Here is a 24202-nt window from a genome sequence, read left to right on the forward strand (position 1 = left end):
TTTATTAAGTATTAATTAAAATAGTAGAGTCTTCTGTATATGTTGAGTTATCAGATGGACTAAAGTTAGGCTTTGCTCTATTTATCCTAATCTGTAATTCTTGTAGAGAAGGTGGATTAGAAGTATCAAAATAACCTGGAGGTTGTAGGTCACTAATATCAGGAAATTCAGTAGTCCTAAAAGTAGCATCAAAAGCAAAGTTTAAGTGAATTAACCAATCTCCATCCTGGTCTTCTGTTCTACTTACTGTAATAGAATCCTCTATATCTGCTGGTTGGAAATACTCTATATCAGGGTCAGGGGACTGAATTAAAGAATATATATGCAAAGTAGATAATACCCCTTCAAATGCCGCCCAGGGAAGCTCATGGTAAGGCATCTGACCAGGAAACATATAAGTTAACCTGTAGGGAAATCTAGCTGTAGTCTTAATTGAGGCTTGCCCATCTTTTAAGTGAACTACACTTTGCACTGGAACTTCAATAGCAGAATTGGCAGGATAGTTTTGGTTATTTACTGTGAAGTAATAAGACTCAGGATAATCTAAATCCCACTGATTAATAGCAACCCTAATAGTTAAGAATTCTCTAATCTTTTGTCTAACTATTTGGATATTCATTTTCTATCTTTATCCTTTGTTAAAATCAAATTCCAGGCTGTTGGATTATTTTCTGATAGGAATATCAATCTATAATAATCAACTGCCCCTAGGTCTTTTGTGGAGGGGCTAGAATAGATAATTTGATTATTGTTATCTACAGGAGGATCAATAACAAACCTTGATTTAGTATTCCCAGATGGGGCTATTAGGGATTTAGAATATACTCTGGGTATCTCTACTTGCATATCATTAATAGATATAAAAATAGAATCAGCACCTTCTACACTAATCTGAAGGTTTGAAAACCTGGGGGATACAGAAGTAATATAGGGTTTAGGGATTATTAAATTATCAACTATATCAATCGTTTTAGTAGTTGTATTATACGTTTGATGTCTAATTAAAAGATGTCTACGTTGAGGTAATCCCAGCTTTTCCTCCACTTTTGCTATCTTATTTTCAACTGAAGCAAGTTGTTGGTAGAGCTTCATTTACTTTAATTTATTTGTCTTTTTAAGTAAAATTTGGTTTAACTGTTCTTTTACTTCTGGAGTTGTCTTAGCTACCATCCCAACTCTTTTTTCTACAAAAGAAGAATAAGATGTGGGGTTATCCAATCTTATAGAAGATTTACTAGGGGCAACATACCATCCAGCTTTTAGTTTACCTGTCTTTACAGGTGTCCTATTTCTTAGTCTGTTCTGAGCCCAATCTGCTGTCTCTTCTAATGCTTCTTGGATAATCTCTTTAGTTATATTCTTATTTTTAAATAAAGGTCCAGATGCCTTAATATGGTAAGAAATCATAAGTTTACCAATATGATGTAGATTTCTTATTGCCAATATACTTATTGTAAATTACATCTATTTTAAGGATGTAAGCCAACTCTTTTAGTAACCTGCTCCCCTCACCTTTTAAGTGTTTTACATGAAGGGAATAGGACAGTTTAGACCCTCTACTCTCAGTTACATAACTGGTTTCCCTAGCTTCTTTAAGTAGAAGGTCAAGACTCTCTATTTCTGTAATTATTTCTAAAGCTCTCTCAACTACAGTTTCTGTATATTCAGAAGTGAGTTGATTACGCACTAATTCAGTAAAGATAGAGTGACCAGTCAACCTTTCAACTAATTCAATTTGACTGGTTGTAAACTGTGCCATTTAATTTAGCCTAAGAATTGTTACTGGGTGATGGCATTCAATGCTGCTGCGCCTTTAGCTCTGTTATGAACCTTCAATTGAGGCTTAACATAGATAACATACTTCTCTGCATCTGGATTGCTGGAAGGTAGGCTCTCAATAGCAACCTGCATTCCTTCTCTAGATTGAGTGTTATTTTGACCAAAAGTATACAAGGTTACTTCAGGTTCATTAACAAAGTAAAGAATGTTATTTGGGCAGTAAGGGTCAGAGATAATGGGACGACCAGCATAAGTTACGCCAGTGTAACCAAGGTCAGCTTGACCAGCAGGTAGTTGATTGATAATACCTAAGTTGGCATTAAACAATTCTTTGTATTTAGCTACAATTTCTGGGGTAGTGTAGATAGCTGTGAAGTTGCCTGCTTTACGTGCAATAGCAGTTTCCATAGCTAACATCAAGGCAGATGTCAAAGCTCTGTTTGAACCATTAGTATTAAAAATAGCAGACCAAAGGGTATAGGTAGCAGGGTCAATACCAGCATAAGCAGCGTTAGCTACAACTGAACCTAAACCTACAACTCCACCATGAGCAGCCAAACCTGTACCAGTGTAAACCTGACCACTTAAGGCTTCCATAATGGCGCGGATACCACTTTGGATCTCATAACCAAACAAATCACGCAAAGCACCTTTACCAGCAGCAGCAGCTTCAGCAATATCTTCTTTTTGCACTTGGAAGGAATGGCGTAGTCTGTGAGTACCAATAGGTAGGGAAGCACCAACTACAGCATCTTCACTGAAAGAAGACACATCTGCTGTGGTAGCTTCACCAGTTACACTAGCTCCACCTGTATTAGCATTCCACTTAATAACTCTCTGACTAGTAATTTTCTTGGTCAGACGGCTCAACATAGGATATTGATTAAGTTGTAAAGAAGCAATTTCCTCTTGTACAACGAGCTGCAAACTTTTAATAGGATCAACAATAACTGTCATATTTTATATATTTAAATTTTAAAGTTTATTCTTAACTGAAAGCTTGAAATAAAGCATCAGCAGTATCAATTTTTTGAGTAGGGTTAACAGGAGCAGGTTTAGTTTCAGTAGAACCTGAACCATTAACATTTGAAGGAGGTAAGTAAAATTTACCTTCATCTGAATTTAAATAAGAGTTCAACGCATCCTTTAAAGGAGAAATAGAATCATCACCTTTGACTACATACCAAGTACCATTCTCTTCTTTTAAATAATCCCCAAATTCTAAATTAAGTAACTTTTGCAGGGATTTGGGATTAAGTGCTTTAGACTCAGCAATTACTTGGGAGATAGCTTGAGATTTCTTAACTGAAATTGTCTCTTTATCTTTCTGGTCTAATTTAGCTTGAAGGTCTACTAATTGATTTTGGAGGGTTTTGAGAGTTAGCTTATCTGATACTTCTGGAGTTTCAGTCTCAGAAGGTTGGTTTACTGTAGATAAGGTTTTCTTAATTTCTTTACTTAATGAGGAGGCTAATCCTTGATTTGCTTTTGTGAAGTCTTCTTTTAAACCAGAAATAGCTTCAGCAATACTAGAATTAACAAGTGCGGTGATTTCTTCAGGTGTCATAAAATCCTTTGTAAATTTAAGGTATCTGTATATTATTCTCAATACAGTTTGAGTAGTCTGGTTTGAGGCTTATCCAGTTGCCATCTTATATAAAAGAATACTGTCCAATGTTTTTAAATTAAGTATTCTCTTTCTATAAATATTAAGTGTCCAATACTATAGAAGGGGTGTCCAAGATTAGGGGTTCTCTAAGTTTGGCTTCAATCTCTTTCTTAATTTGCTCCTGTTGTTCTGCTGAAAGATTACCTGTAGCTTTAGAAATTAGGTCAGTGTAAATTAAACTGTAAGCTGTAGCAGGTATCTCTCCTCTTAATTTATTAAAGTCAACTTCAGATAAAGATATTAATTTAGATATCTGGGATTCTAGAGTATCATTCTCAAATTCATTTAATCCAGTAACACTAATAAGGTCGGGAGAATACCCTACTGATTTAGCTACTAATTGAAGAACCTTTTGATATGTGCTGGAGAGTAACTGTCCATAGAATCTTAATAAGGTTTCTTCCTTAACAAAGTCCATTCTCTTAGACTCACCAGATTGAGCTACAACACCTAATTCAGCAGAAACCCCACCTTGAGATAGAAGTGTTTTTACTTGACCCTCTATCTGCTTTAGGGCATCCATTAGGTGAGGAATAATATGTCCTTGAGGTTCACTCCACTCAAACTTATCTAATTCCAAAACATACTGTAATCCTGTTGGGGGTGTTCCAGATTCTGAATCTGCAAATGATTCCTCAAAGTTACTATCAGGGGTTTGAACTTTCTTATAAGTTCTTTGAAAGTAGGCAAATGTTAATAAATCATACTTTGCACAATCTGTTCTTAAATGTTCTAAAGCTTTGGCAGCAGCTTGGTCAGTTAACCACATCTCATCAGGTAACTCCAATTTGACAACAGGAATCTCCCCTAAACCATGAGCTATTAATTTACCTACTAAAGGTATAGTGGTATCATCATTTACATTCTCATCTTCTATTTTAGAGATTGCTCCACTTTTATCTAACTCAACATTAGAAGCCTCATACCTGGCAATATAATTTGAATCAATAAAAGTCCAGATAACTTTAGTAATTGGAGGTAGGAGAGGATTAGAAGTATCTGTTATAACTTGCCTAACTTTAATCCACTGGGGTTTACCTTTACTCTCAGACCAGTTAATTACTTCAAAAGGAGAATAGGTTGTAATATAAGGTTTGATTTTTAAAAGTTCTTCTTGGGCTTTATTAAGTGGAGTTATCTCACTTCTAGTTTTGTCTATATGTAAATAAACTTTCTTGAACTTGAGGGCTTCTCTTAATAAGTGGGCAAGTAATGTTTTTTCATCTCTGCCTGATAAGTTGGTATCTGTTCTAAATTGATTTATTTCCTCAACATCAGCACCTGATACAACTAAAGAACTATTAGATAATTTAGAGGTTACATCCCCTATAGCACTAGCTAAAATGTTTAGATAGGTAAACTTCTTTAATCTGAATTCATAGGTCTGGGCATCTTCTCCAGGTCTCTGAGGTAAGAATAATTCTATAGCTTGCTTTAGTTTATAACCGCCTGAAGCTAATAAATCTATCTCTCCCCAAACTGGTAACATACTAGAGTATTCTGGATGGGTTGCTTCCAAAATACCTAAACTTAAAATATTAGGATACATATAATATTATTTCTTGGATTGTATTAATTGATGTAAGGTTGCAAGGACATACCTAGAAGCATCTACTAGGTGGTCTTCTTGATGATCAGCAGGTTTATTTAATATCTGATTCTCTGAATTAGTTGCCCTGTGATAGTTCTCAAACTGTAAGATAACTTCACTAAGAGATTGCTTTATAAATAGGTTGTTTTGATATAAAAGAGAATTGATAATCTCACAACCTTCCATTATCTTTATCTCATTTCTAACTACCTTCACTGCCCTCTGTAAGCCTGGTATATTCTTCTCTTTACCTAGGTTTCTAGCAGCTAAAATTGAGCTAGGTCTATCATCAGGAAGATAACATCTGTAAACTTTATATTGATTACAGAACTTGGCTACTTTATCTAAAAACTCATCTTGAGTTATTGGTTGCCCAGTTGAGTTATACCAGGAGTCTACTATATAAAACTGAGTATGGTCTTTAGATAATCCTATTACTGAGATTGCTGGATTTACATCCCCCCAATCACACCCCAAATAATAAGATAAATCATCAGGTATTTTATTTACTTTATGGTTGATATTAAATTGGTCAAATATCTGCCCATCAAAATCCTCAAATGAAGCCTGAAATTCTTGACGGTAACTTTTATCAGGCATTTGCTTTTTAGCTTGCCTAAGTTGAGCCTTTGGGAAGAATGGATTATCCTTAGTTAGAAAATGAAAGTAAGCCCAATCTTTTAAGTCTTTAATCTTCTGATAGAAATGATATAGCGGGTGAGCTTTACCTTTAGGAGTTGCACATATGGTTGCTTTTGAGCCTTCTGTATCCCCTAATGCAGGTAAGATAACATCATCCCAGATTCCTACTTTGAAGTCCTGAAACTCATCGCAGGCACAGAAAAAGAATTTTAAACCTCTTAATCCATCACCCCCATCATCATTTGCACCCCTGAGTATAATGTCTGGTTTGTTTCCTTTGAGAGTTATTCTGTAATCTGTATTGTTAATACTCTCTACAAAAGGGGCATCCTTTAATATACTCTTTAAAGCTTTCCAATGTACCGCTTTAGCTTGCTTAAGCGTTGGCATTATTAAGGCTACTATTGGGGGGAAGTTAGGATCATAGGGTTGATTGAAACTTGTAGCAGCATATATAATTTCAGTCCTTAACTCATGAGACTTCCCAAATCTCCTACCACAAACAAGTAATTTAAATCTAGCAGGGTCTGTAAATATCTTCTTTTGATTAGCGTGTAAGTTTATATTAAAAGCTTTATAGTTCATCATCCCCCTCAAGTTCTTCATAGTCTGGAGTCTTAGGAGGAACAGCATCCCCTATCTGAATTACATAAGTAGACTGTTGGTTATCACTTACACCTACCTCTTCTTTAATAGCTTTGATAGCATTTATAGCTGTTGAGAAATCTTTCTTGTTTATAACTACTACTTCTCCCCTGGATGTTTGTATTTCATGAGGGTCCCCATTTATACATTTATTAGCTATATCTTCTAAAGCTATAATTCTATTTATCTTTTCACTTAAAGTTACAAGCCCTAAATTCCTAGCTAACTCAAGAGTTAAAGCTTCAGAATCCTTAGTCTTATTTATACTCGGTTTAAGTTTATGGAGTAAATCCCTTAATTGTGTATCAGTAATAATAGAGTCAAATTTGGATTCATATAAAGCTTGAATTTGTTTGCGAGTTAACCCAGGTTTTATTACTGCCAGTAATCTTATAAAGTCTTCTTGTTGAGGAGTTAACCTCTGGTTTTTTGGGTTCATATAAGCAACAAAAAAGGTGCTTAATACACCTAACATAATAAAGTCTTATTTATATAAACTTATACTCTGTCCAATTATTTACAAAATATCCAAGATATCATAAGACAATAATTCAAGAGCTTCAATAAATGTTGCCGCTATCCAAGAGTCAACAGATGAAGTATTCTGCTCTCTTATATAGTACTCATACAGCAAACTCTTATTAAGTTCAGGGGATTGGTCATAATTTAATTTGAGGGCTGCTTTATGGGCAGAGGGTAGTTTACTAATAAGTTTACTAACAGTGTCTGAATCTAATTGACCCCATAAAGTATTAGTAGGGTGTAACTTAGCAGGCTCCATATAAAGTCTACCAAGGTAAGGTTCAACATTATCCAACTCATTGGCAAAGTAAGCTTCTAGAACTTCCTTGAGGTCATCTGTATCAATATAGGATTCTGTGAGGGTGGTAACTTGTTCTGGGTAAATAAAAGCTTGATTATACATTTTTTAATATCCTTTAAATTTATAAATAGGGTAATAATAATAATTAGGCGGTCAACATTGCTTCAAATAAAGTCTTCCAATCTTTCTCTCTTCTTGAACACTGCTCTCTAGTTAACTTATCTAATTTACTATCTGAGAATAGTGGGGTTTGATGATTTCTTATATCAGAATCTATAACACTTGAGAGATTTAAATATAACCAACTTTTAATAGTATTCTTTTCTCTTTTACTTAAACTAGGGCTTCTAAGATATTCATTGATTACTGACATCACCCCTTCTTTATTCTTAAGACTAGAATAATTGTCTCCATATCTTTTCTTGAATCTAAAACTTAAAGTTGATTTGGGAATCTTAAATCTTTTCTCTAAATTACGTAAACTAAATCCTTGAATGTAAAGTTGAAAAGCCTTTTCTAATGTGTCCATACTTCACCCCCTATACTTTAATATTAGATTATTAATGATGTTAAAAGTGGGCATAAATTATACCCACCTTATATACTAAGCTGCTATATCTAAACTGTTTATAGAAACTACATTATTAATAGATTTACGAACTAAAGTTCCATCCATATAAGCTTGGCTAACTTGAGAATTCAATTTACTAATTGTTCTAGGACTCACCACAAAATTTAAATCTTCTGTTCTTAACTTATTTAATAACCAAAACCAGGATTCAATAGGGTTATTGTTAACTATATTGTCTACAAGTCTTTGAGAAATATCTTGGAGGTCTACAAAAGAAATCTTAGCTTTGACACCTTGAATATTTGTATACCCTAATTGATCATTCATTAACTCTCTAATCAAGGCTTTAGCTTCCCAGGAAATTCCATTGGGAGAAGTGAATATAAATTCAATAGGTTTATTATTATACTTTTGTGCAGCTAACTCTAAATAATGTTTACTATATAAAGTATTCTTAATATCATTCTCAGAGATAGTTCTAGCTTTTAACTCATATACCTTAACAACTCTGGGTAACTGTTCAACCCAATCCCAGCGTCTATGGGAGGCTTCATCTGGGGTGTTAAAAGAATTCTTTATCCCTACTTCAAATCTTAGGTTAATAGTTGAGTAGGCTGTTAATTTAATAATCTGATCCTGAAGTTCATTTTCTGAAATTAATTTAACAGGAGGATTTTGAGAATTGTTAATTCTTTTTATTTCTTTAGTTGAGGAATCTTCAATTGCTCTGGAACCTAAACTTTGAAAATCTTTAGCTGCTTCTGTTTTACCTTGAATTAAATAGGCATAAGCATGTTGCCAATCTCCAACTCGGATAGCAGAAGCTCTACCTAAACTTTTACCATAGGTCTCTTCATAGGTTTTTTTGAATCTAGCTAAACTTTTACCTTTTAGTAAAAAAGCCTTTCCAGGTAAAGATTCTAACTGCCGCCCTTTTGCGGCGGGAGTGGATTTAGCTTCAGGACTCCAATGCTTTCTATAATCTTCTGGGTCTAAACCTTTGGCTACACTAAGTTGACTCATAATATAGTAAGCTCCATTGTCTTCCTTATTAGGAACCCACTTTAAATTATGTTTTCTTGTTAGGAAACAAAGCTCTTCTAAAATGGTGGAGTCTACTTCTGGAGTGGAAGCTAAAATAGAATTCTTTAAACTATCTGTTGATATAATATTCATAATTTGTTAGTAATAAGTTTTATTTATATTTACATACTAACAATTAAGTATTGTATAATCTGGGCATTATTAAGTTAAATAGTATTTTTATACTAAAAAAGGCCCCTAAATTAGGGCCTTCTAAATTCTACTCTTTAATAATTATTCTTTATCCATTTCCCTAATTTTAGTTTTCCAATCAAGGTCAATACCCTCTAACTCCTTAGCTAATAACTCCTTAGCTAACTTTTCTAACTCTAAAATACCTTTTAAATTATTAGTATTCTCAACTGCATTATCTAATTCTACAACTAACATCCCAGATAACATTAGTACAGGATTCATAGTGCATATACCTGCTAATCCTAATAAACCTGCTGTACCTAATCTAGCTGCTTTTCCAGTATCCATAATCTTTTCCTTAATCTTTTATCTATATCTATATACTAACAAATTGGTATTGTTAAATCTGGGCATTAATAATAGGTCCGCTATCAGCCTCTAAATATTGAAGATGTCTTAATTATGGGGCTAAACATAGGGACCTTAACAGATTACTAAACCTATCAATTCTATATCTGGTACTCTCATTACAGAACCAGTTAATTACCTATATTAAGGGGCTTATATAGGGACCTTAACTTGATTACTAAACCTATCAATTCTTAAGCTTGGGTTACTTTAACTTATGTTTACTTAAAGCCCTCCGGGCTATTAGGGAGAAATAAATCTACCTCCCCAACTTCACCCCAGCCCCCTATTTTTAAGTTTACTGTCACAACCCAGTTTCTAGTTTATTAGTATAGAAAAAGGTTGTGACAGTAAACTCTACTCTATGATAATTTTACTTTTTAGTTTACTTTATCTATGGTAAACATTAGGTTAGAAGGTAGTAGATTTCTTCTCCCAGCTAGAAGCTACACCCCCCCTATAAATCTCTAGTAAGTAAGCTGCAACTTGAGTTGTCAAAGTTAAGAAAACCTAATCAACACCCCTATTCAAATTAACTCTCTTCAGATTCCTCATCCTCAACCTCACAATATATTCTAGGAGTTTTGTAATAGTAAGCTCCAACTTTGTCATATATATAGAAGAGATCTTTTTCAACTAAAGAGTGAGCTAAATTATAATACTGCCAGGGATGAATTTGGATTAATTTATCTTTTACTTGATCCTCCATTACATTCAAAGCTTCTATTACTCTGTCTAATTTATCTCTAGATGTTTTTAATTCTTTTATTATTATTTGTAAGTTGGGCGGTGGATCTGATGGGTACATAAAGTGGGATTTATTTGTGGGTTGCTGTTACTATTTTACCTTTTATGCGGGGGGTTTTAGCCTTTTCTTAAGCAAAGATTACTAAATAAAGTAAACAACATAGAAAACAACAAAACAGTAAACAATGACAGAATAAGTGAACAATCAATACTAAGTTAACTAAATATTAATTCAGTAAAATCCTCATTGGCACTTTAGAGTAATACTGAATAAAATTGATACAAAACAATCTATAAAATTAGAGGGGTTTAAATAATGAAGATTATAGATAAACTTTCAGAATTATCTGATGCTAATTTGATATTAGTTGTGTTTCTAGTCTGTGTAACTGGGGGAGGTGTAGTAGGGCTTATATCTGAAGCCTGGAAGATTTCTGAAAAAAGACAACAAGAGGAAGAAGCTCGCCAGGTGTGTGAAAAAATGAGGAATCTTAGAAATGTAACAATTGAAAGGATGAATAAAGGATATAAAATTTCCCCTGCTGAAGCTGGTGCAGCCTATCAGATAGGAATTATGACCTCTGAGGGGTGTGAGCCAATAAAATAGGCAATAAAAAAGACTCCTGAGATGAGATTTTCAGGAGTCTTTTTTATTTAAAATATTGGACACTTCTCTATATATAGAGAGACATACTAATATTGTGTACATACAACATGAAAGACTCAAGAATCATTTTTCTAATAAATAGACACACAAAGGAATACTGGAAGGAGTTAGCTGTTAAGAATAATATATCCCTATCTTCTTTAATCATTACAGCCATTAACAAATATGCTAAGGAGGTGGGGCCTGGAGAAGAGGAGGAGCACGTACCCCCCACACTGTATACCTATAAAGGGGAACCTTATTACTTACCAAATAACTCAAATGATTATGACGAGTTAGATTGGAAAGTATATTTAGGGAATATTAAATAGAGAATTATTAATTTTTAATGATTTATAATTGCCTATTTTATACCTTATAAACAGTGGACGTTTCTATTATTAATTGCTAAGATATAGAGAGAGGGGATAAGAAATCTAGAATCTGAAAAGTAGAGGTCAGTTTCCTTTACCTTCCCCCTTTCCCAAAAAACTAAATAAACAACAGAATAAAATAATTAAAACTGAATATGAATAAATCTTATATTATTTCCAATTTAAGAGCCCCAGAAGTAACTAAGTTATACCTGGACAAATTACTAAAAGATTATACTAAAGAAGACTATCAATTCTTTGCTCATATATATAACTCTACTTTAATCTCCTACCTTAAAAAAGAAAGTGGTTGGGTTCCTATAAGTTCCACTTTAATTAGAAAGAAGTGGGGTAAGAAAGGAGTACAGTTTCAAAAAATGGTAGAGGATGAAATCTTAGAAATTAAGTTAATAGATACAATTGAAATAGCTGATGGAATATTTCTAGACCAATTTTATTCTAAAAAAGATGGGTTATCTAGGTGCTTTAGAGTACCCCTAGAGGTATTGGATAACATAGACTATCATTCTCCTAAGACAGTTCAAGATTTTGCTAAATGTAATTACTATGATTTAATGTCTGGCAAAAAAATGAACAAAGTAATTAGATATCGTAAGAATGATGATAGTAATCACCCATTTCCTGATTTAATTTTAAAAGCTATGGAAATTATATCAACCTGTACAGTTAATATAAAAGCACTACAAGACCATATAGATTTGTTGAGTCTGAGAGCTGATTCAATGTGGGGAGAAGATAAGAATAAAGAAAAAAATAGGAGGGCTTTAATAGTAGATAGATCATGCTTTAATCATATCATGGCAAATATTGTTGAAGTAGATGGGGACTTTGTAAACTATAAGGTTTGTTATAAAGATCCACAGATGAGTGGAAGATTAACTGAGAGAGGTAGCGGGATGCAATCACCTTCAAGAGAGATGAAAAAAGTAGGGTTCTCTGGAATTCCCAATCTAAAAAACTATGATTTGAAATCTAGCCAAGTTTACGGGTTAATTCAATGGTTTGAAAAAGCTAATATTGATACATCTTGGCTACATGAATACTTAAATCAAGATAAATTGGTTTATGCAAATAAAGTTGGTATCAGCAAAGATAGATGGAAACAATGCTTCATGGCTTTAATTATGGCTGCTCATTTACAAAAGAAAGTTACTAAAAAGAACTTTGAAGGTAAGAAAGTTGTGAAAGAAGTCAAAGGAATAGAAGTAGAAAGTATAGAATATGTTGATGTAGCAATCATACGTGCCTTATGTGAGGAAGCTGAGGGTGATGCTGATAAAGCACTAGATTTCTATCTAAAGTTTTGTGAATTGGTTGCCCCTCTTAAAAAATCTATTGATGCTTGGCAGACTTGGTTAGTAGATGTTTACATCCCTGAAGCTTCAATCTATCCAGGGGGCAAGCAGCTTGTAGTAAACAAGACTGGTATGACTTTTGATCTTACTGATTATAGAAGTGATAAAGGGGATTGGATTAATTTAAATGCCTTGAAGAGAAAAATATCAGCGTTCTTCTTGCAGGGTACTGAAGCAGCCTATATTCATCACTTAACTATAATTAGTGAACACTTTGGGTTTAAGGTAATTAGTAATCAACATGATGGGATTGTTACAATAGGTGAAATTCCCCAGGAAGCTATGGATATAGCTCAAAGGAATAGTGGTCTAAAATACGCCATTCTTGAAGAAAAAGATTTTGTTTAATTTAATAAAGTTTACTTAAAAGCCCTACGGGCATAGGAGAGGAAGGATTACTACAATCCCTCCTTTTTTTTAGTTTTCATCCGCTTAAGTAAGCTTAAATTAAGTAAACTCGCAAACCTAGGGAAATGGAGGGACAGAGAAGGAGATATGGAGGGGAATTAGGAAATATAGGAGAGGAAATATACAAGATAGGATAAGTTGTCTATAGGTATCCTTACAAGCCTTACCCTGTATAGTTTACAGCCATTTTACACACCTCGCACACATCAAGTAACCTGATGGTTGAAACCCCCAGATTTCAGTAAAAGATATATCAAAATAGCAGAACAGCTAATCTGCGGTGGATAGGGTTAATATAATATTTACAGGAAATTTGAATCCCTCCTTTTTTAAATCTCTTATTCCCCAAACTACTTGATTTTTATTTCATATTATTATCTTGCCCTTGAGTCTGCTAATAAGTTTATTAATATTCAGTGATGACACTATAGCCTCTTTGATTACCACTAATGTAGTATCAATGAATACCTAACATTATTAGAAAGAAGTATGAAAGATTTGTCAGATAATATTTCTATGATCTTTTTTTATTTATGTATAATTGCCTTTATTTATCAAGGTGTACATTGGGTTAAAGATATAATTTTTCCAGAACCATACTGTTATACGCAAGGATATAGGATAAGTAGAATAAAAATAAAGTGTAGTGAGCTTAACTCCAATGAGTAAAATCGATTCAGGGAGTAAAGTAATGGTTTACCCTATAGGTGTCTAAAATAGGTAATAAATAATGGCTGAATCCCTTGCTAGATAAAGATTACAGCCATTTAAAATTACTTCGTTTTCTAATCACAAGGTTCCCATAAAGATGCTGTTAGGCTCACTGTTGTACAACTTAATCCTCTTTTTTCTGCACAACTTTTAGATATTTTTTTACCATACCCAGCACAAGTTGGTCCTACCCAGCAGCCTGATAAAACCCCAGATAAAGCTAAAAATATAAACAGAAATTTTAATGGGTTTTTTTAAATTATTAAATACCATAAAGTCTCCTTAGAAAGATACAGATGAGTGAAATTTAACATTTAGAATTAATACAAACATCAGTAAAATCCGAGGAATATAAATTAAGGGGTAAAGTGTAAAACGCCCCTCATTTAAATTGAAGGTGAGCCCTACTAAACCCATAAGTAATAAAATACAGCCTTGAACAAAGCAGCTTGTTTAGAAGACCCTACCATACATGAATTGTATCTATATGAATGTTGAGGGTCTACACAACCTCTGAGTAAACTAACCATCAAGATAAACATAACAAGCATCCCTGACATCTGTTGCGGAGTAAAATCATCACTCATTTCAATTCCCCTATAATCTCAAAACTTCTCCTCCAAGTTAACTTTTTTATACCTAATTTATTAGAGAATAAATACTTAAAAACGTATGTATTTATTGTAAAGCTTATACACTAAACTTAATCCTCCCCCACCCCAGGTTCCCCTTCATTCAAGAATCCCTGGCTAATGTAGATTTAGCAATCCCACCAATTTAAGCCACCTTTAAGAGCAGTATAGAATCTCTCCCTTAACCTCTTTAGCAAACTATAGCTAAGGGGGTTTTTAGTTTTAGCCCCCTATTATTAATGCCCAGATTTTACAACTATACTTTTGCTATATTAACAATATGAATTAAGGGAAATAACCCCTGAATTCTAAATTAAATTAATTAAATTAAAGAGAGACATTATGGATTTTTTGAGTAAAATTACTAATCCCATTAAAGCTATTAAAGAAGCTAGACAACGTGATCTAAAAGAGAGGATAGAGCATCTTGAAAATATGGGGAAAATGTTTAAGGATATTGACGAGTCTGGTGTACTAAATGAACCTGGAGTAAACCAAGAAAATGTAAATGATGTATTAGTTGCAGAAGCAGAAAAATGGATGAAGGAGAACAATATAAAAGATATTAAAGGTAGACTGTTAAAAGATGATTAAGAATTTAGTTTAATTTGTTTTCTATAATTAGCCTCCTGAGAAATCAGGGGGCTTTATTATCGATTATCAATAATGATAAGCGTGACTATTGCCCACTTTTTACAACTACCCTTTTGCTATTCTTTAAGTATAGAAAACCACATAAATAAATTTCTTAAAAATTATGACAAACTTAACTATCAAGACCATTAATTCTACTTTAGTTGTTGATTCCAGACTTATTGCTGCTGAATTAGGTATCAATCATAAATCTTTTAAAGAAACGATTAGGACCTACCAAGTTGACTTTGAAGAGTTTGGTAATATTGCCGTTCATAGCGGCAGTATTATTGGACCAGGGAAACCTGAGACTTTTTACTATTTAAATGAAGCTCAAGCTAATTTATCCTTAACCTATTCTAATAACACTCCTATTGTTAGGCAGGCCAAAATTAAATTAATTAAAGCTTTTGAGGCAGCTAAAGAAGCACTTAAAACATTAAATTAACCTCAACTACCTACTACATATTTAGAAGCCTTAAAAGCTCTTGTGGGGGCAGAAGAAGAGAAGCAACTATTATCTAAACAGGTATTAGAATTAGCTCCTAAAGCAGAGATTTTTGATATTATTGCTAATGATGATAATTTCCTCTCCTTAAGTGAGGCAGCTAAATTAATTAACTCCCCTGGATTAGGAAGAAATAAATTAATGGTTCTATTAAGAGATAAGGGTGTACTTCAAATGAGTAACCTACCCTATCAAAAATATGTTGACCAAGGTTACTTTGTGGTAGTAGAAAAGGTAACTACTAATGTTGGTGTGCAATTAGTAACCAAGGTAACGCAAAAAGGAATTTCTTTCTTAATTAGACTTCTTCAAAAGGAAGGTTATACAGTTCCCTCTAAATCCCTAGCTGCATAAAAATAGACAAATAAAAAAGACCTCTGAAAACTCAGGGGTCTTTTTTATGCTTATTTACAGCTCAGGTAACTTTGGTTTCTTCACGCTACCTAAATAATGGTCAAGTAGAATTTTAGGATTATGCCCAGTAATTGAAGACACCTCAGCAACTGTTAAACCACTATCTACACAATGGCTAACAAAGGTATGTCTAGTATTGTAGAGAGGTCTGTGAGCTATCCCCAAAGCCTTCAGAGTGTTCCTCCAACAACGCTGGCTGAGATTATGGTCATCTATAGGTAAACCTGTAGGAGAAGGAAACAGTAACTCTTCCTGCCCTTTTTTGGGGCGTTCCTGTAGCATTCTGAGTACAGTATCATTAATAGGGACAATCCTATACTTACCAGTCTTTGTAGTCTTTCTTTCTCTCACACTAGAGCTACCCTTAGACCTGCCTAAAGATTCATAGATATGTAACTCTCCTTTCTCTAGGTCTACGTGCTTCCATTGCAGACCTATAGCTTCAGAGGTTCTTAACCCAGTATTAAATAGCAGACATATCAAATCATGGTAGTGAGAGTAATGTTGACTTTCTTGAAGGTAATTTAGTATCTGCTTAACTTCTGCCCTAGTAAAAGGTTTAGCTCGTGGAGTTTGAGCAACCTTAACTTCCAGTTCCCCAAACAGATCCCTCCTGACTGCTTGTAGGATAGCAAGATATCTTTTTCTACTAGATGCTTTCAAACCCCTAGTAGTTAGCCACTTCATGAAAGCTTGTGCATCCTTTGAATTAGTTATTTCCTTACCAAAAGATTTCAGTAAATTTATGAGAGCAGAATCCGCATCATTATAGGTTTCTTCCAAACGTTCTTCTAATAGAGAAACCAAAGGAGGAAACTTTGCAGTAGGTTTTGGACCACCATTACCTGAGTAGACAATTCCTTGCAACCATAGATTATATTTATTTAAAGTATTGTCAAATTCACCTACTAGACAATCTTGGTATATTAATTTACCACAGTATTCCAGCCTAGCCCTTTCAACCTTATCATTCCACTTACCCCAGGTTAGGGAGTAATCTATCCCCTGATAAGTCCACCTGAGTAGACATCTAGAGCCATTCTTCCTGACCTTTAGTTCTCTCATGCCCGTATGCAAGTTTATGCAAAAACATGAAGACAACTATTAAAAGTAGAACCAAAGAATCAGTGTTCTAGCCATTAAGGGGGCTACAGCCTTCAATGCCATTGAAGTGCTCTACCAACTGAGCTATAACCCCTTCTGTTGCGTTATAGATTATCTCTTAATATTTAGTGTATTGTCAAGCGGTTTTGCAAATTAATTATTAACTTTAATATAGTGCGGTGTGAAGTAATTAATAGTTCACTTGCAACAAATAGCTCATACAATGCCCCATGAGAAAATACACAACTAACATGGCGGCGGCGGCAAGGGCAACCAATGTACCTGCCAACATGAGAGAAAATTCTTTATGCTCAACGGCCTTCTCCATTAGGTGTAGTGACCAAGCGACTAGAGCCACATCAAATAACAAAATAGGAATTAACATATTTCTTAATATTTTTTAACACTATGTGAAATAATCTTAACACTGTTTTGGGGAACTGTATTTAACTGGGGGTGATGTGACTCAATCTATATAATGGCTTTAGAATTAAGCGTACAAACGTACTGGGACTTGGCGATCGCGCAAATAATTCTTAATTTCAGCGACACTTAACTGTCCGTAATGTAGAAGCGATGCCAATAAAGCAGCTTCCGCCTTACCTTCAGTGAGTGCAGTATGGATATGTTCACAATTACCAGCACCACCAGAAGCAACCACCGGGATTTGTACAGCCTCAGCAATTGCCCGTGTTAACTCAATGTCATAACCAGCTTGAGTACCATCAGCGTCCATACTTGTCACCAACAGTTCTCCTGCGCCGCGTTTTTCAACTTCTTTAGCCCAAAATAGGGCATCTAAGCCAGTATTTTCTCTACCTCCACGCACATACACATCCCAGCCTGGATTATTGGGGTCAATTCTGCGCCTAGCATCAATAGCAATAACTATGCACTGATTACCAAAGCGATCGCTAGCCCGATTGATCAAGTCTGGATCACGTACTGCCGCAGAGTTAATACTAACCTTGTCTGCCCCAGCCCGTAACAAAGCTTTAACATTTTCTAAGGATTGGATACCGCCACCCACAGTTAAGGGAATAAAGACCTGTTCAGCAGTCCGGTGAACCACATCAAAAATAATATCTCTGTCTTCATGAGTAGCCGTAATATCTAGAAATACTAACTCATCTGCCCCAGCTTCGTTGTAAACCTTGGCCAGTTCTACCGGATCGCCTGCATCCTTGAGGTTGACAAAGTTAACTCCCTTAACAACCCGTCCCGCCTTGACATCTAAACAAGGTAAGATTCTTTTAGATAACATATATTTTTTAGCTCCTGGGTAATTGTCCGGAATTTAAATTGTAAATTGAGGTGGGCATTTCCCGCCGAAAATCTTCGCAGGCGTGTCTATGTGCAGTGTTATGGCGGAGATTGCGCTCAAACAGACCTAAACTGAAAGTTAAAGCTGAATTATGGCGATCATCTCCTCAAAAAAACAACCTCCAGAACCCAATGGAGAACCAAAACAGCATCGGGAGTCAGCAAAAGCAGCACCCAAAGAAAAGATTTTGCAACCTGAAGCGGCTGTTGATGAACAAGGTAAGCAAGAAGAAAGTATCAGACCACAAAAATTTGCTGACTACATCGGACAAAAAGACCTCAAGGATGTTTTAGATATTGCCATCAAAGCAGCCAAGTCGCGGGGTGAAGTTTTGGATCACTTGCTACTGTATGGCCCTCCCGGATTGGGTAAAACAACAATGGCAATGATATTAGCATCCGAGATGGGAGTCAACTATAAAATTACGAGTGCGCCAGCCTTAGAACGACCCAGGGATATTGTTGGGTTATTGGTGAACCTTAAACCGGGAGATATATTATTTATTGATGAGATTCATCGCCTCTCGCGGATGACCGAAGAAATACTGTATCCAGCGATGGAAGACTACCGCCTAGATATCACTGTGGGTAAAGGTTCTAGTGCCAGAATTAGAAGTTTACCCCTGTCCAAGTTTACCCTAGTAGGTGCAACAACCCGCGCTGGTGCTTTAACCTCACCACTGCGCGATCGCTTCGGCTTAATTCAAAAACTGCGCTTTTATGAAGTTGACGAACTCAGTAAAATAGTCCTGCGGAGTTCCCAATTACTCCAAACCAATGTCACCGACGATGGCGCGATCGAAATTGCCCGCCGTTCACGGGGAACACCACGGATTGCGAATCGGTTACTTAAACGTGTACGTGATTATGCTGAAGTAAAATCCTGTGCAGAAGTTACCCAAGATGTCGCAGCCGAGGCATTGCAACTATTCCAAGTAGACCCATGCGGTTTAGATTGGACAGATCGCCGGATGCTAAGTGTAATTATTGAACAATTTAATGGGGGGCCTGTAGGCTTAGAAACCATTGCCGCAGCCACTGGTGAAGATACCCAAACCATTGAGGAAGTTTACGAACCCTACCTGATGCAAATTGGTTACCTCAGTCGAACTCCCCGTGGAAGAACAGCCACAAAAGCCGCATACAAGCACATGGGATTTACACCACCCAATGAGCAGATGTCTTTACTTTGACCCCCAATCCCCAATCCCCAATCCCCAATCCCCAGTCCCCAGTCCCCAGTCCCCAGTCCCCAATCCCCATTCCCCAGTCCCCATGATGATGAAGTTAATTAGTATTGTTCTCAGTTTGCTACTTGTGTTGGGCTGGGGTACACCAGTCATGGCACAAACCCAACAACCAAGCATCACCCAAGAGCAATTAGAACAGGGTGATGAGTGGGCAAATCAAGCCTTTGCAGCCACGAATAAAGGTGATTTTGCGACGGCGGAAAAGTATTGGACAAAGATCATTGAGAATTTCCCCACGAATGCAGGTGCATGGAGTAACCGGGGTAATTCGCGGGTGAGTCAAAATAAGCTAGAAGCGGCACTAGTTGATTACAACAAAGCCGTAGAATTAGCCCCCAATGTCACCGACCCTTACTTAAATCGTGGTACAGCCTTAGAAGGGTTGGGCAAATGGGACGATGCGATCGCAGATTATAATCATGTTTTAGAACTAGATCCTCAAGATGCAATGGCGTATAACAATCGGGGTAATGCCAAAGCCGGTCTAGGAAAATGGTCAGATGCGATCGCAGATTATAAAAAATCCTTTGAAGTTGCCCCAAACTTTGCCTTTGCCCGTGCTAACTATGCCCTTGCTCTCTATGAAACTGGGCAAACAGACCAAGCCATCCGTGAGATGCGGAATATTACCCGTAAATACCCCAGCTTTGCTGATGTGCGTGCTGCATTGACAGCTGCTTACTGGGTCAATGGTCAGCAAGGTGAAGCAGAAAGTAACTGGGTGGCTGCCTATGGCTTGGATAGCCGCTATAAAGATATGAACTGGGTGAAAAATATCCGTCGCTGGCCGCCTAGCATGGTCTCTGCTTTGGATAAATTCTTGAAAATTAAGTAACAAAGAGCATATTAGGCATTGGAAATCCCATCTCCTGGATTTTTTCAATCCCAGCACTCTTATTTGCATTTAATGTTGCATTCTCGTAAAAATCTGTTACATTACGTTACAGGCAGTCGCAACTGTACAACGCAATACATTGGAGTTTTTTTATGTCAGGTTTCAAGAATCCTACACCTACTGTTTCCGAAGATCCTAATGCTGTGCGTTTTGGTTTCACTCGTCAGAGTGAAAATTGGAACGGTCGCTTTGCCATGATTGGTTTTCTATCTGTCGTTTTGATTGAAGCTTTTTCAGGTCAAGGCTTCCTCCATTTTTGGGGTATCCTGTAAATTGATTTGAGAATCTCCCGGCGGCAAAAATTTGGCTTGTCTTTGCTTTGCGAAGCTCATTTTTGCAAAAAGCCGGGGGATTCTAAATTTAGAAAAAGCTCTTAACTCTTGACATATTAAAATACAAGAGGGTTTCAATTTTATTATATTCTCAACAACTTTTCATTAATGACAGAGAATGAGATTGCGGCATAGCCATAGTAGTATAGTGAACAATCACACTCTCCAAAAATATAATAGGAAAGCTTAAGTTCAAACTTATAACCTAAACTACATCTGCGATGGTCTTAGCTCTATTAACTTTGAGACTATAACCCATCCATTCAGTACCTCTTAAGGCATGAATCGCTGCTATCTCTTCAGTATCAGTTTCCATTTCTATAACTGCAAATCCCCTCTTATTACCCATTTTATGGTTCGTAGACACTAAAATTCGCTTCACAGATCCATACTTTAAAAAAAACTGTCTGATATCATGATCTTCCACTTTATGAGATAGATTACCGATATAAACGGACATAGGGTATCTCCTAATTCTAATCAGGGTATGATTGATATGTAAATAATGCCACTGTTTTAAAACCAGATATCGTTGATGATAATGGTGTCATTTACATCATTAATATAGTGTTGATTCCTAACTAAGCAAACGGATAAACAACACTATTTATAAGGCAGTAAATATAGATAATTACTGCCTAGTACAATAAGATAAAAGTCACAATTCAATCAGACAGGGACTTTATTTTCTCTGGAATGTACTTGATGTATCAAATCACTCAACTCACTTGGCTGTTAACCTTTCCCTAGAGCATCTTGATTTGGAGTGTAGTGGGAAAACTGGAAAAAGTGTAATTCGTTGTTGTAGCTATTAACCTAAACCATCATATCTATTTGGATCTTTTTTATCCTTTTTTTTATCAGGATCTTTTTTAGGTTTTTTGGCTTCTTTGTTACCCTTTTTTTCCTTAGACATGATGACTCTCCATTGTAGTAATAAGTAAAGTAGCTATAAGGTGGTGTATTTCTACCTTATGCAATATTTCGTCAAACTTTAGCCAAAATTTTTTAAAACATAATTACCACCCCCCCCATTAATCAAAAATGTCATTACCTTACTGGAGTCCAGCGATTAGGTAGTCGAAATAACCGCCTACTTCATTAGCGTCTTCTCCAGACATCATTGAGGTAGCAATACTCTTCATCGCACGGATACTTTCAGAAACAGCTGCAATCGAAGTACCAAGAGACCTGTACATTTCACGCGCGCCACTAACCCCAATCTCTTGAATTGGAGTAGAATCCCCAGCTACAATACTGTAAGTAATCAAGCGTAGGTAGTAATCCATATCTCGTAGACAAGTTGCCGTCATTTCCTGACCATAAGCATTCCCACCGGGTGAGATAATATCTGGACGCTTTTGAAACAGTTGGTTTCCAGAGAGTTTAACAATACGCTCCCGATTTTCAGTTAAAATCTGAACAAGGCGCAGACGACTTTCACCACTCTTAATAAAGCTTTTGATTGACCCTAATTCACCAGGGCTAAGATATCGAGCTTCTATATCTGCACTAAGAATTGACTTTATAATCAGGCTCATTAAATAATTCCTTCAAAAAAACTATGTTCGATTCACTCTATTAAAATTCTAGAGTTTGCTTAATAGACTAAGATAAAGCCTCTATTTAAAGGTTGAAATTCCTATACCTGATTCCTGCCAAATCTGCCTGCCTAAGATTTATTTATCTGGCTGTATATACATTTAAAATTTCTTTAGCACCCATCTTGGCTGCCTTTCAATGTGTAATTTTATTCTTTGCTTTCTATTCATATCATAGCAGTATATTTTCATAAATACTTTATATAAGTAAAACCCATCACTTTAGGATGAGAGGATACTTGCTTCTACTGCTTTGAGTCCGACTATTACACATTGTTCAACGAGTAAATCGACGCGAAAACCTCTGTCTAAACGAGTGTTGTCATAAACAACAGGTAACTCCCCGCACCGCCCTACCCTTCAACGCTCCGCGAACGGGACGGTGTGGGGCTGCTAGCGGGAATAGCTCAAAGCCTCGCTACCACTCACAGCACTTGGAACTCTTCATTTTTAACTTTTGCGTAGTAGTGCTAGTGCGATCGCCTATAAGATTATCCCGTTATATCGAAAAACATTATCCCAAACGTAATCAATCACTGCTTTAGCATCATCCAAGGGAAGAACTTGACAAGCCCCCTGGTGATCATAGGTGAGTAAAGGTATTTCTAGGGAATCGTCTGTTATTTTACTATTCTGCACTACTTGACCATGAATATTTTCTAGATTGTCCAGAGGCCCTTGAATATCAAAGTTAATCGTTGTACCTAGTTTATTCTCCATCCAAGTTTCGATGTGATCATCTAATTGCTGAGGGTTTAATGGTGTGGGGCTGGTAAGTAAGTGGTAGTATACCAGAATAATTTCCTTACATTCTTCTTCTTCTGCTAATTCAATAAACATTTGAAAGACACTGGCATTGTTAGCTAAATTCTTGAAAAATAGCGTATCTGTAACATATTTTTGAAATTTAATTTTTTTATTCTTGTAGTTAGTGTATTGTTTAAAGGCGAATCCACCCAAAGTAATAGTTAATGATAAAGTTGCCACCAAAACAGGCATGACATTTCGGACTTGTTCTAAGTCTACATTTAATGATTCAACCAGAAATGGTACATTCAATACTATAAAAATTGCGGCAACTAGCAATAATAAATTAGGTAACGTTCTTAATATTAGCGGAATTGCCGACCCAATCGCTGGAATGCCAAAAAGTAATCTATCTTTCCATGTCATGCTTGTTTCGACGTTAGGAAAGAGTAAGTCAACATCTAGTTTGGGAATATTTTTGTAGAAATAAACATACATCTTACCAGGAATAAATTTCAAATCTTGATTTTTTTTCTTCTTGGCACGGAAGTAAGCGGCTTCTTTAAATTTTACTAATAAAACAATCCTTTCAAAAATATCAATTATCTTTTCTTTTTTCCAAAAAAACAATTTTTTTCCTAGAATTGTTTTACAATTATCACCGCGATAGTAACACAAAAAGCGGTCAAAATCATCAAAATTTACTTGAGTTGTCAAATCAATTAGAGATTTAGTTGTTAGTGCTTGTTTGATAATTGATTCAGGTAAAGGCATATAATTGGCTCTTTCCACAATATGCTCAAAGCTATTAACGACATTCAACTCCATGTCATCATATTGCTCAAATGTCGGTGGAGTTATTGGTTGAATATCTGCATTGGGGTTAAAGGGTACGTAATTATCTTTGATAGTTTCTAAGGTTCTGTGGAAGCGAAAGTGATAGTATGCAATGAGAATTTTGCAGAAATCTTGAAATTTTTGGGCATCAGTCTCATTTAGCTGACCATCTTGCAAGCAAAGTTTGATAATATCGCTGCGAGTGTAGGGAATGAATGCCTCTCGATTTGCGTAAACAGCCATGTTAAAACATTAATCGGAATCTAACTAAATGGGTTTGCCAAACCCCACAAAAACGGCAACCATGAGACATGATGT

29 protein-coding genes and 1 pseudogene are annotated in these 24202 nt (G+C 35.7%); 9 read left to right on the forward strand and 21 right to left on the reverse strand.

What is annotated here, in order from left to right; all coding sequences use genetic code 11:
• Positions 1 to 4 precede the first annotated feature (4 nt).
• From L6494_RS06535 to L6494_RS06600, 14 genes are all read right to left on the reverse strand, one after another.
• Entirely contained in the window at positions 5 to 619 is a 615-nt protein-coding gene (locus L6494_RS06535; RefSeq protein ID WP_237992760.1) for a hypothetical protein, read from the reverse strand.
• Positions 616 to 1092: a hypothetical protein gene (locus L6494_RS06540; RefSeq protein ID WP_237992762.1), complete on the reverse strand. Its 477-nt coding sequence runs from the start codon at positions 1090 to 1092 to the stop codon at positions 616 to 618. The genes L6494_RS06535 and L6494_RS06540 overlap by 4 nt, the downstream gene beginning before the upstream one ends.
• Positions 1093 to 1407: an HK97 gp10 family phage protein gene (locus L6494_RS06545; protein WP_237992764.1), complete on the reverse strand. Its 315-nt coding sequence runs from the start codon at positions 1405 to 1407 to the stop codon at positions 1093 to 1095.
• 4 nt (positions 1408 to 1411) lie between these two features.
• The gene (locus tag L6494_RS06550; RefSeq protein WP_237992766.1) at positions 1412 to 1759 is read right to left on the reverse strand and encodes a hypothetical protein; all 348 of its coding nucleotides are present in this window, start codon (positions 1757 to 1759) and stop codon (positions 1412 to 1414) included.
• 20 nt (positions 1760 to 1779) lie between these two features.
• Entirely contained in the window at positions 1780 to 2736 is a 957-nt protein-coding gene (locus L6494_RS06555) for a phage major capsid protein (RefSeq protein ID WP_237992775.1), read from the reverse strand.
• Between the two features lie 31 nt (positions 2737 to 2767).
• Entirely contained in the window at positions 2768 to 3388 is a 621-nt protein-coding gene (locus tag L6494_RS06560) for a hypothetical protein (protein ID WP_237992777.1), read from the reverse strand.
• A 100-nt stretch (positions 3389 to 3488) separates the two neighbouring features.
• Positions 3489 to 4997, reverse strand: a complete 1509-nt coding sequence (locus L6494_RS06565) for a hypothetical protein (RefSeq protein WP_237992779.1) — start codon at positions 4995 to 4997, stop codon at positions 3489 to 3491.
• A gap of 6 nt (positions 4998 to 5003) precedes the next feature.
• Positions 5004 to 6269 (reverse strand): terminase large subunit domain-containing protein, encoded by a 1266-nt coding sequence (locus L6494_RS06570; RefSeq protein WP_237992781.1) that lies wholly within the window; start codon positions 6267 to 6269, stop codon positions 5004 to 5006.
• Positions 6256 to 6801, reverse strand: coding sequence for a hypothetical protein (locus L6494_RS06575; RefSeq protein WP_237992783.1), 546 nt, complete (start codon positions 6799 to 6801; stop codon positions 6256 to 6258). The genes L6494_RS06570 and L6494_RS06575 overlap by 14 nt, the downstream gene beginning before the upstream one ends.
• A gap of 42 nt (positions 6802 to 6843) precedes the next feature.
• Positions 6844 to 7251: a hypothetical protein gene (locus L6494_RS06580; RefSeq protein WP_237992785.1), complete on the reverse strand. Its 408-nt coding sequence runs from the start codon at positions 7249 to 7251 to the stop codon at positions 6844 to 6846.
• Between the two features lie 43 nt (positions 7252 to 7294).
• Positions 7295 to 7678: a hypothetical protein gene (locus L6494_RS06585; protein WP_237992788.1), complete on the reverse strand. Its 384-nt coding sequence runs from the start codon at positions 7676 to 7678 to the stop codon at positions 7295 to 7297.
• A gap of 75 nt (positions 7679 to 7753) precedes the next feature.
• Positions 7754 to 8896 (reverse strand): hypothetical protein, encoded by a 1143-nt coding sequence (locus L6494_RS06590; RefSeq protein WP_237992790.1) that lies wholly within the window; start codon positions 8894 to 8896, stop codon positions 7754 to 7756.
• Between the two features lie 141 nt (positions 8897 to 9037).
• Positions 9038 to 9286 carry a hypothetical protein gene (locus L6494_RS06595; protein WP_237992792.1) on the reverse strand — a complete coding sequence of 83 codons (249 nt, stop codon included), beginning with the start codon at positions 9284 to 9286 and terminating at the stop codon, positions 9038 to 9040.
• A 592-nt stretch (positions 9287 to 9878) separates the two neighbouring features.
• The gene (locus L6494_RS06600; protein ID WP_237992795.1) at positions 9879 to 10154 is read right to left on the reverse strand and encodes a hypothetical protein; all 276 of its coding nucleotides are present in this window, start codon (positions 10152 to 10154) and stop codon (positions 9879 to 9881) included.
• A 255-nt stretch (positions 10155 to 10409) separates the two neighbouring features.
• Between L6494_RS06600 and L6494_RS06605 the strand changes: the two genes are divergently transcribed.
• From L6494_RS06605 to L6494_RS06625, 5 genes are all read left to right on the forward strand, one after another.
• Positions 10410 to 10700 carry a hypothetical protein gene (locus L6494_RS06605; RefSeq protein WP_237992797.1) on the forward strand — a complete coding sequence of 97 codons (291 nt, stop codon included), beginning with the start codon at positions 10410 to 10412 and terminating at the stop codon, positions 10698 to 10700.
• 568 nt (positions 10701 to 11268) lie between these two features.
• A complete protein-coding gene (locus L6494_RS06610) occupies positions 11269 to 12837 on the forward strand; it encodes a hypothetical protein (RefSeq protein ID WP_237992799.1) in 1569 nt (522 codons plus the stop codon).
• 1745 nt (positions 12838 to 14582) lie between these two features.
• Positions 14583 to 14834 (forward strand): hypothetical protein, encoded by a 252-nt coding sequence (locus tag L6494_RS06615; RefSeq protein WP_237992802.1) that lies wholly within the window; start codon positions 14583 to 14585, stop codon positions 14832 to 14834.
• Positions 14835 to 14997: 163 nt separating this feature from the next.
• Entirely contained in the window at positions 14998 to 15321 is a 324-nt protein-coding gene (locus tag L6494_RS06620) for a Rha family transcriptional regulator (protein ID WP_237992804.1), read from the forward strand.
• 42 nt (positions 15322 to 15363) lie between these two features.
• On the forward strand, positions 15364 to 15735 hold the full coding sequence (locus tag L6494_RS06625) for a phage antirepressor KilAC domain-containing protein (RefSeq protein ID WP_237992806.1): 372 nt from the start codon (positions 15364 to 15366) through the stop codon (positions 15733 to 15735).
• 54 nt (positions 15736 to 15789) lie between these two features.
• Here the strand turns inward: L6494_RS06625 and L6494_RS06630 are convergent, their stop codons facing one another.
• The 3 genes from L6494_RS06630 to hisF form a co-directional block, all read right to left on the reverse strand.
• Entirely contained in the window at positions 15790 to 16860 is a 1071-nt protein-coding gene (locus L6494_RS06630) for a site-specific integrase (RefSeq protein ID WP_237992808.1), read from the reverse strand.
• Between the two features lie 229 nt (positions 16861 to 17089).
• Positions 17090 to 17284: a hypothetical protein gene (locus L6494_RS06635; RefSeq protein ID WP_190703821.1), complete on the reverse strand. Its 195-nt coding sequence runs from the start codon at positions 17282 to 17284 to the stop codon at positions 17090 to 17092.
• Positions 17285 to 17389: 105 nt separating this feature from the next.
• Positions 17390 to 18163, reverse strand: coding sequence for an imidazole glycerol phosphate synthase subunit HisF (hisF, locus tag L6494_RS06640; protein WP_237992819.1), 774 nt, complete (start codon positions 18161 to 18163; stop codon positions 17390 to 17392).
• 151 nt (positions 18164 to 18314) lie between these two features.
• Here hisF and ruvB point away from each other — a divergent pair, with 151 nt between their 5' ends.
• From ruvB to L6494_RS06655, 3 genes are all read left to right on the forward strand, one after another.
• Positions 18315 to 19415, forward strand: a complete 1101-nt coding sequence (gene ruvB / locus L6494_RS06645; RefSeq protein WP_237992830.1) for a Holliday junction branch migration DNA helicase RuvB — start codon at positions 18315 to 18317, stop codon at positions 19413 to 19415.
• Positions 19416 to 19500: 85 nt separating this feature from the next.
• A complete protein-coding gene (locus L6494_RS06650; protein ID WP_237995859.1) occupies positions 19501 to 20307 on the forward strand; it encodes a tetratricopeptide repeat protein in 807 nt (268 codons plus the stop codon).
• A gap of 152 nt (positions 20308 to 20459) precedes the next feature.
• A complete protein-coding gene (locus tag L6494_RS06655; protein ID WP_237992832.1) occupies positions 20460 to 20639 on the forward strand; it encodes a chlorophyll a/b-binding protein in 180 nt (59 codons plus the stop codon).
• Positions 20640 to 20904: 265 nt separating this feature from the next.
• Here L6494_RS06655 and L6494_RS06660 read toward each other — a convergent pair whose 3' ends face one another.
• A complete protein-coding gene (locus L6494_RS06660) occupies positions 20905 to 21159 on the reverse strand; it encodes an RNA recognition motif domain-containing protein (protein ID WP_237992835.1) in 255 nt (84 codons plus the stop codon).
• 68 nt (positions 21160 to 21227) lie between these two features.
• Here L6494_RS06660 and L6494_RS31130 point away from each other — a divergent pair, with 68 nt between their 5' ends.
• Positions 21228 to 21284 carry a hypothetical protein gene (locus L6494_RS31130; protein WP_442947007.1) on the forward strand — a complete coding sequence of 19 codons (57 nt, stop codon included), beginning with the start codon at positions 21228 to 21230 and terminating at the stop codon, positions 21282 to 21284.
• 470 nt (positions 21285 to 21754) lie between these two features.
• Here the strand turns inward: L6494_RS31130 and L6494_RS06665 are convergent, their stop codons facing one another.
• The 3 genes and pseudogenes from L6494_RS06665 to L6494_RS06675 form a co-directional block, all read right to left on the reverse strand.
• Positions 21755 to 22240: an allophycocyanin gene (locus L6494_RS06665; RefSeq protein WP_237992837.1), complete on the reverse strand. Its 486-nt coding sequence runs from the start codon at positions 22238 to 22240 to the stop codon at positions 21755 to 21757.
• A 282-nt stretch (positions 22241 to 22522) separates the two neighbouring features.
• Positions 22523 to 22597: pseudogene (locus tag L6494_RS06670) on the reverse strand (hypothetical protein); the annotation flags it as partial.
• Between the two features lie 186 nt (positions 22598 to 22783).
• Positions 22784 to 24127: a TMEM143 family protein gene (locus tag L6494_RS06675; RefSeq protein WP_237992839.1), complete on the reverse strand. Its 1344-nt coding sequence runs from the start codon at positions 24125 to 24127 to the stop codon at positions 22784 to 22786.
• Positions 24128 to 24202 lie beyond the last annotated feature (75 nt).

The organism is Nostoc sp. UHCC 0870, from assembly GCF_022063185.1.
Taxonomy (GTDB): domain Bacteria; phylum Cyanobacteriota; class Cyanobacteriia; order Cyanobacteriales; family Nostocaceae; genus Trichormus.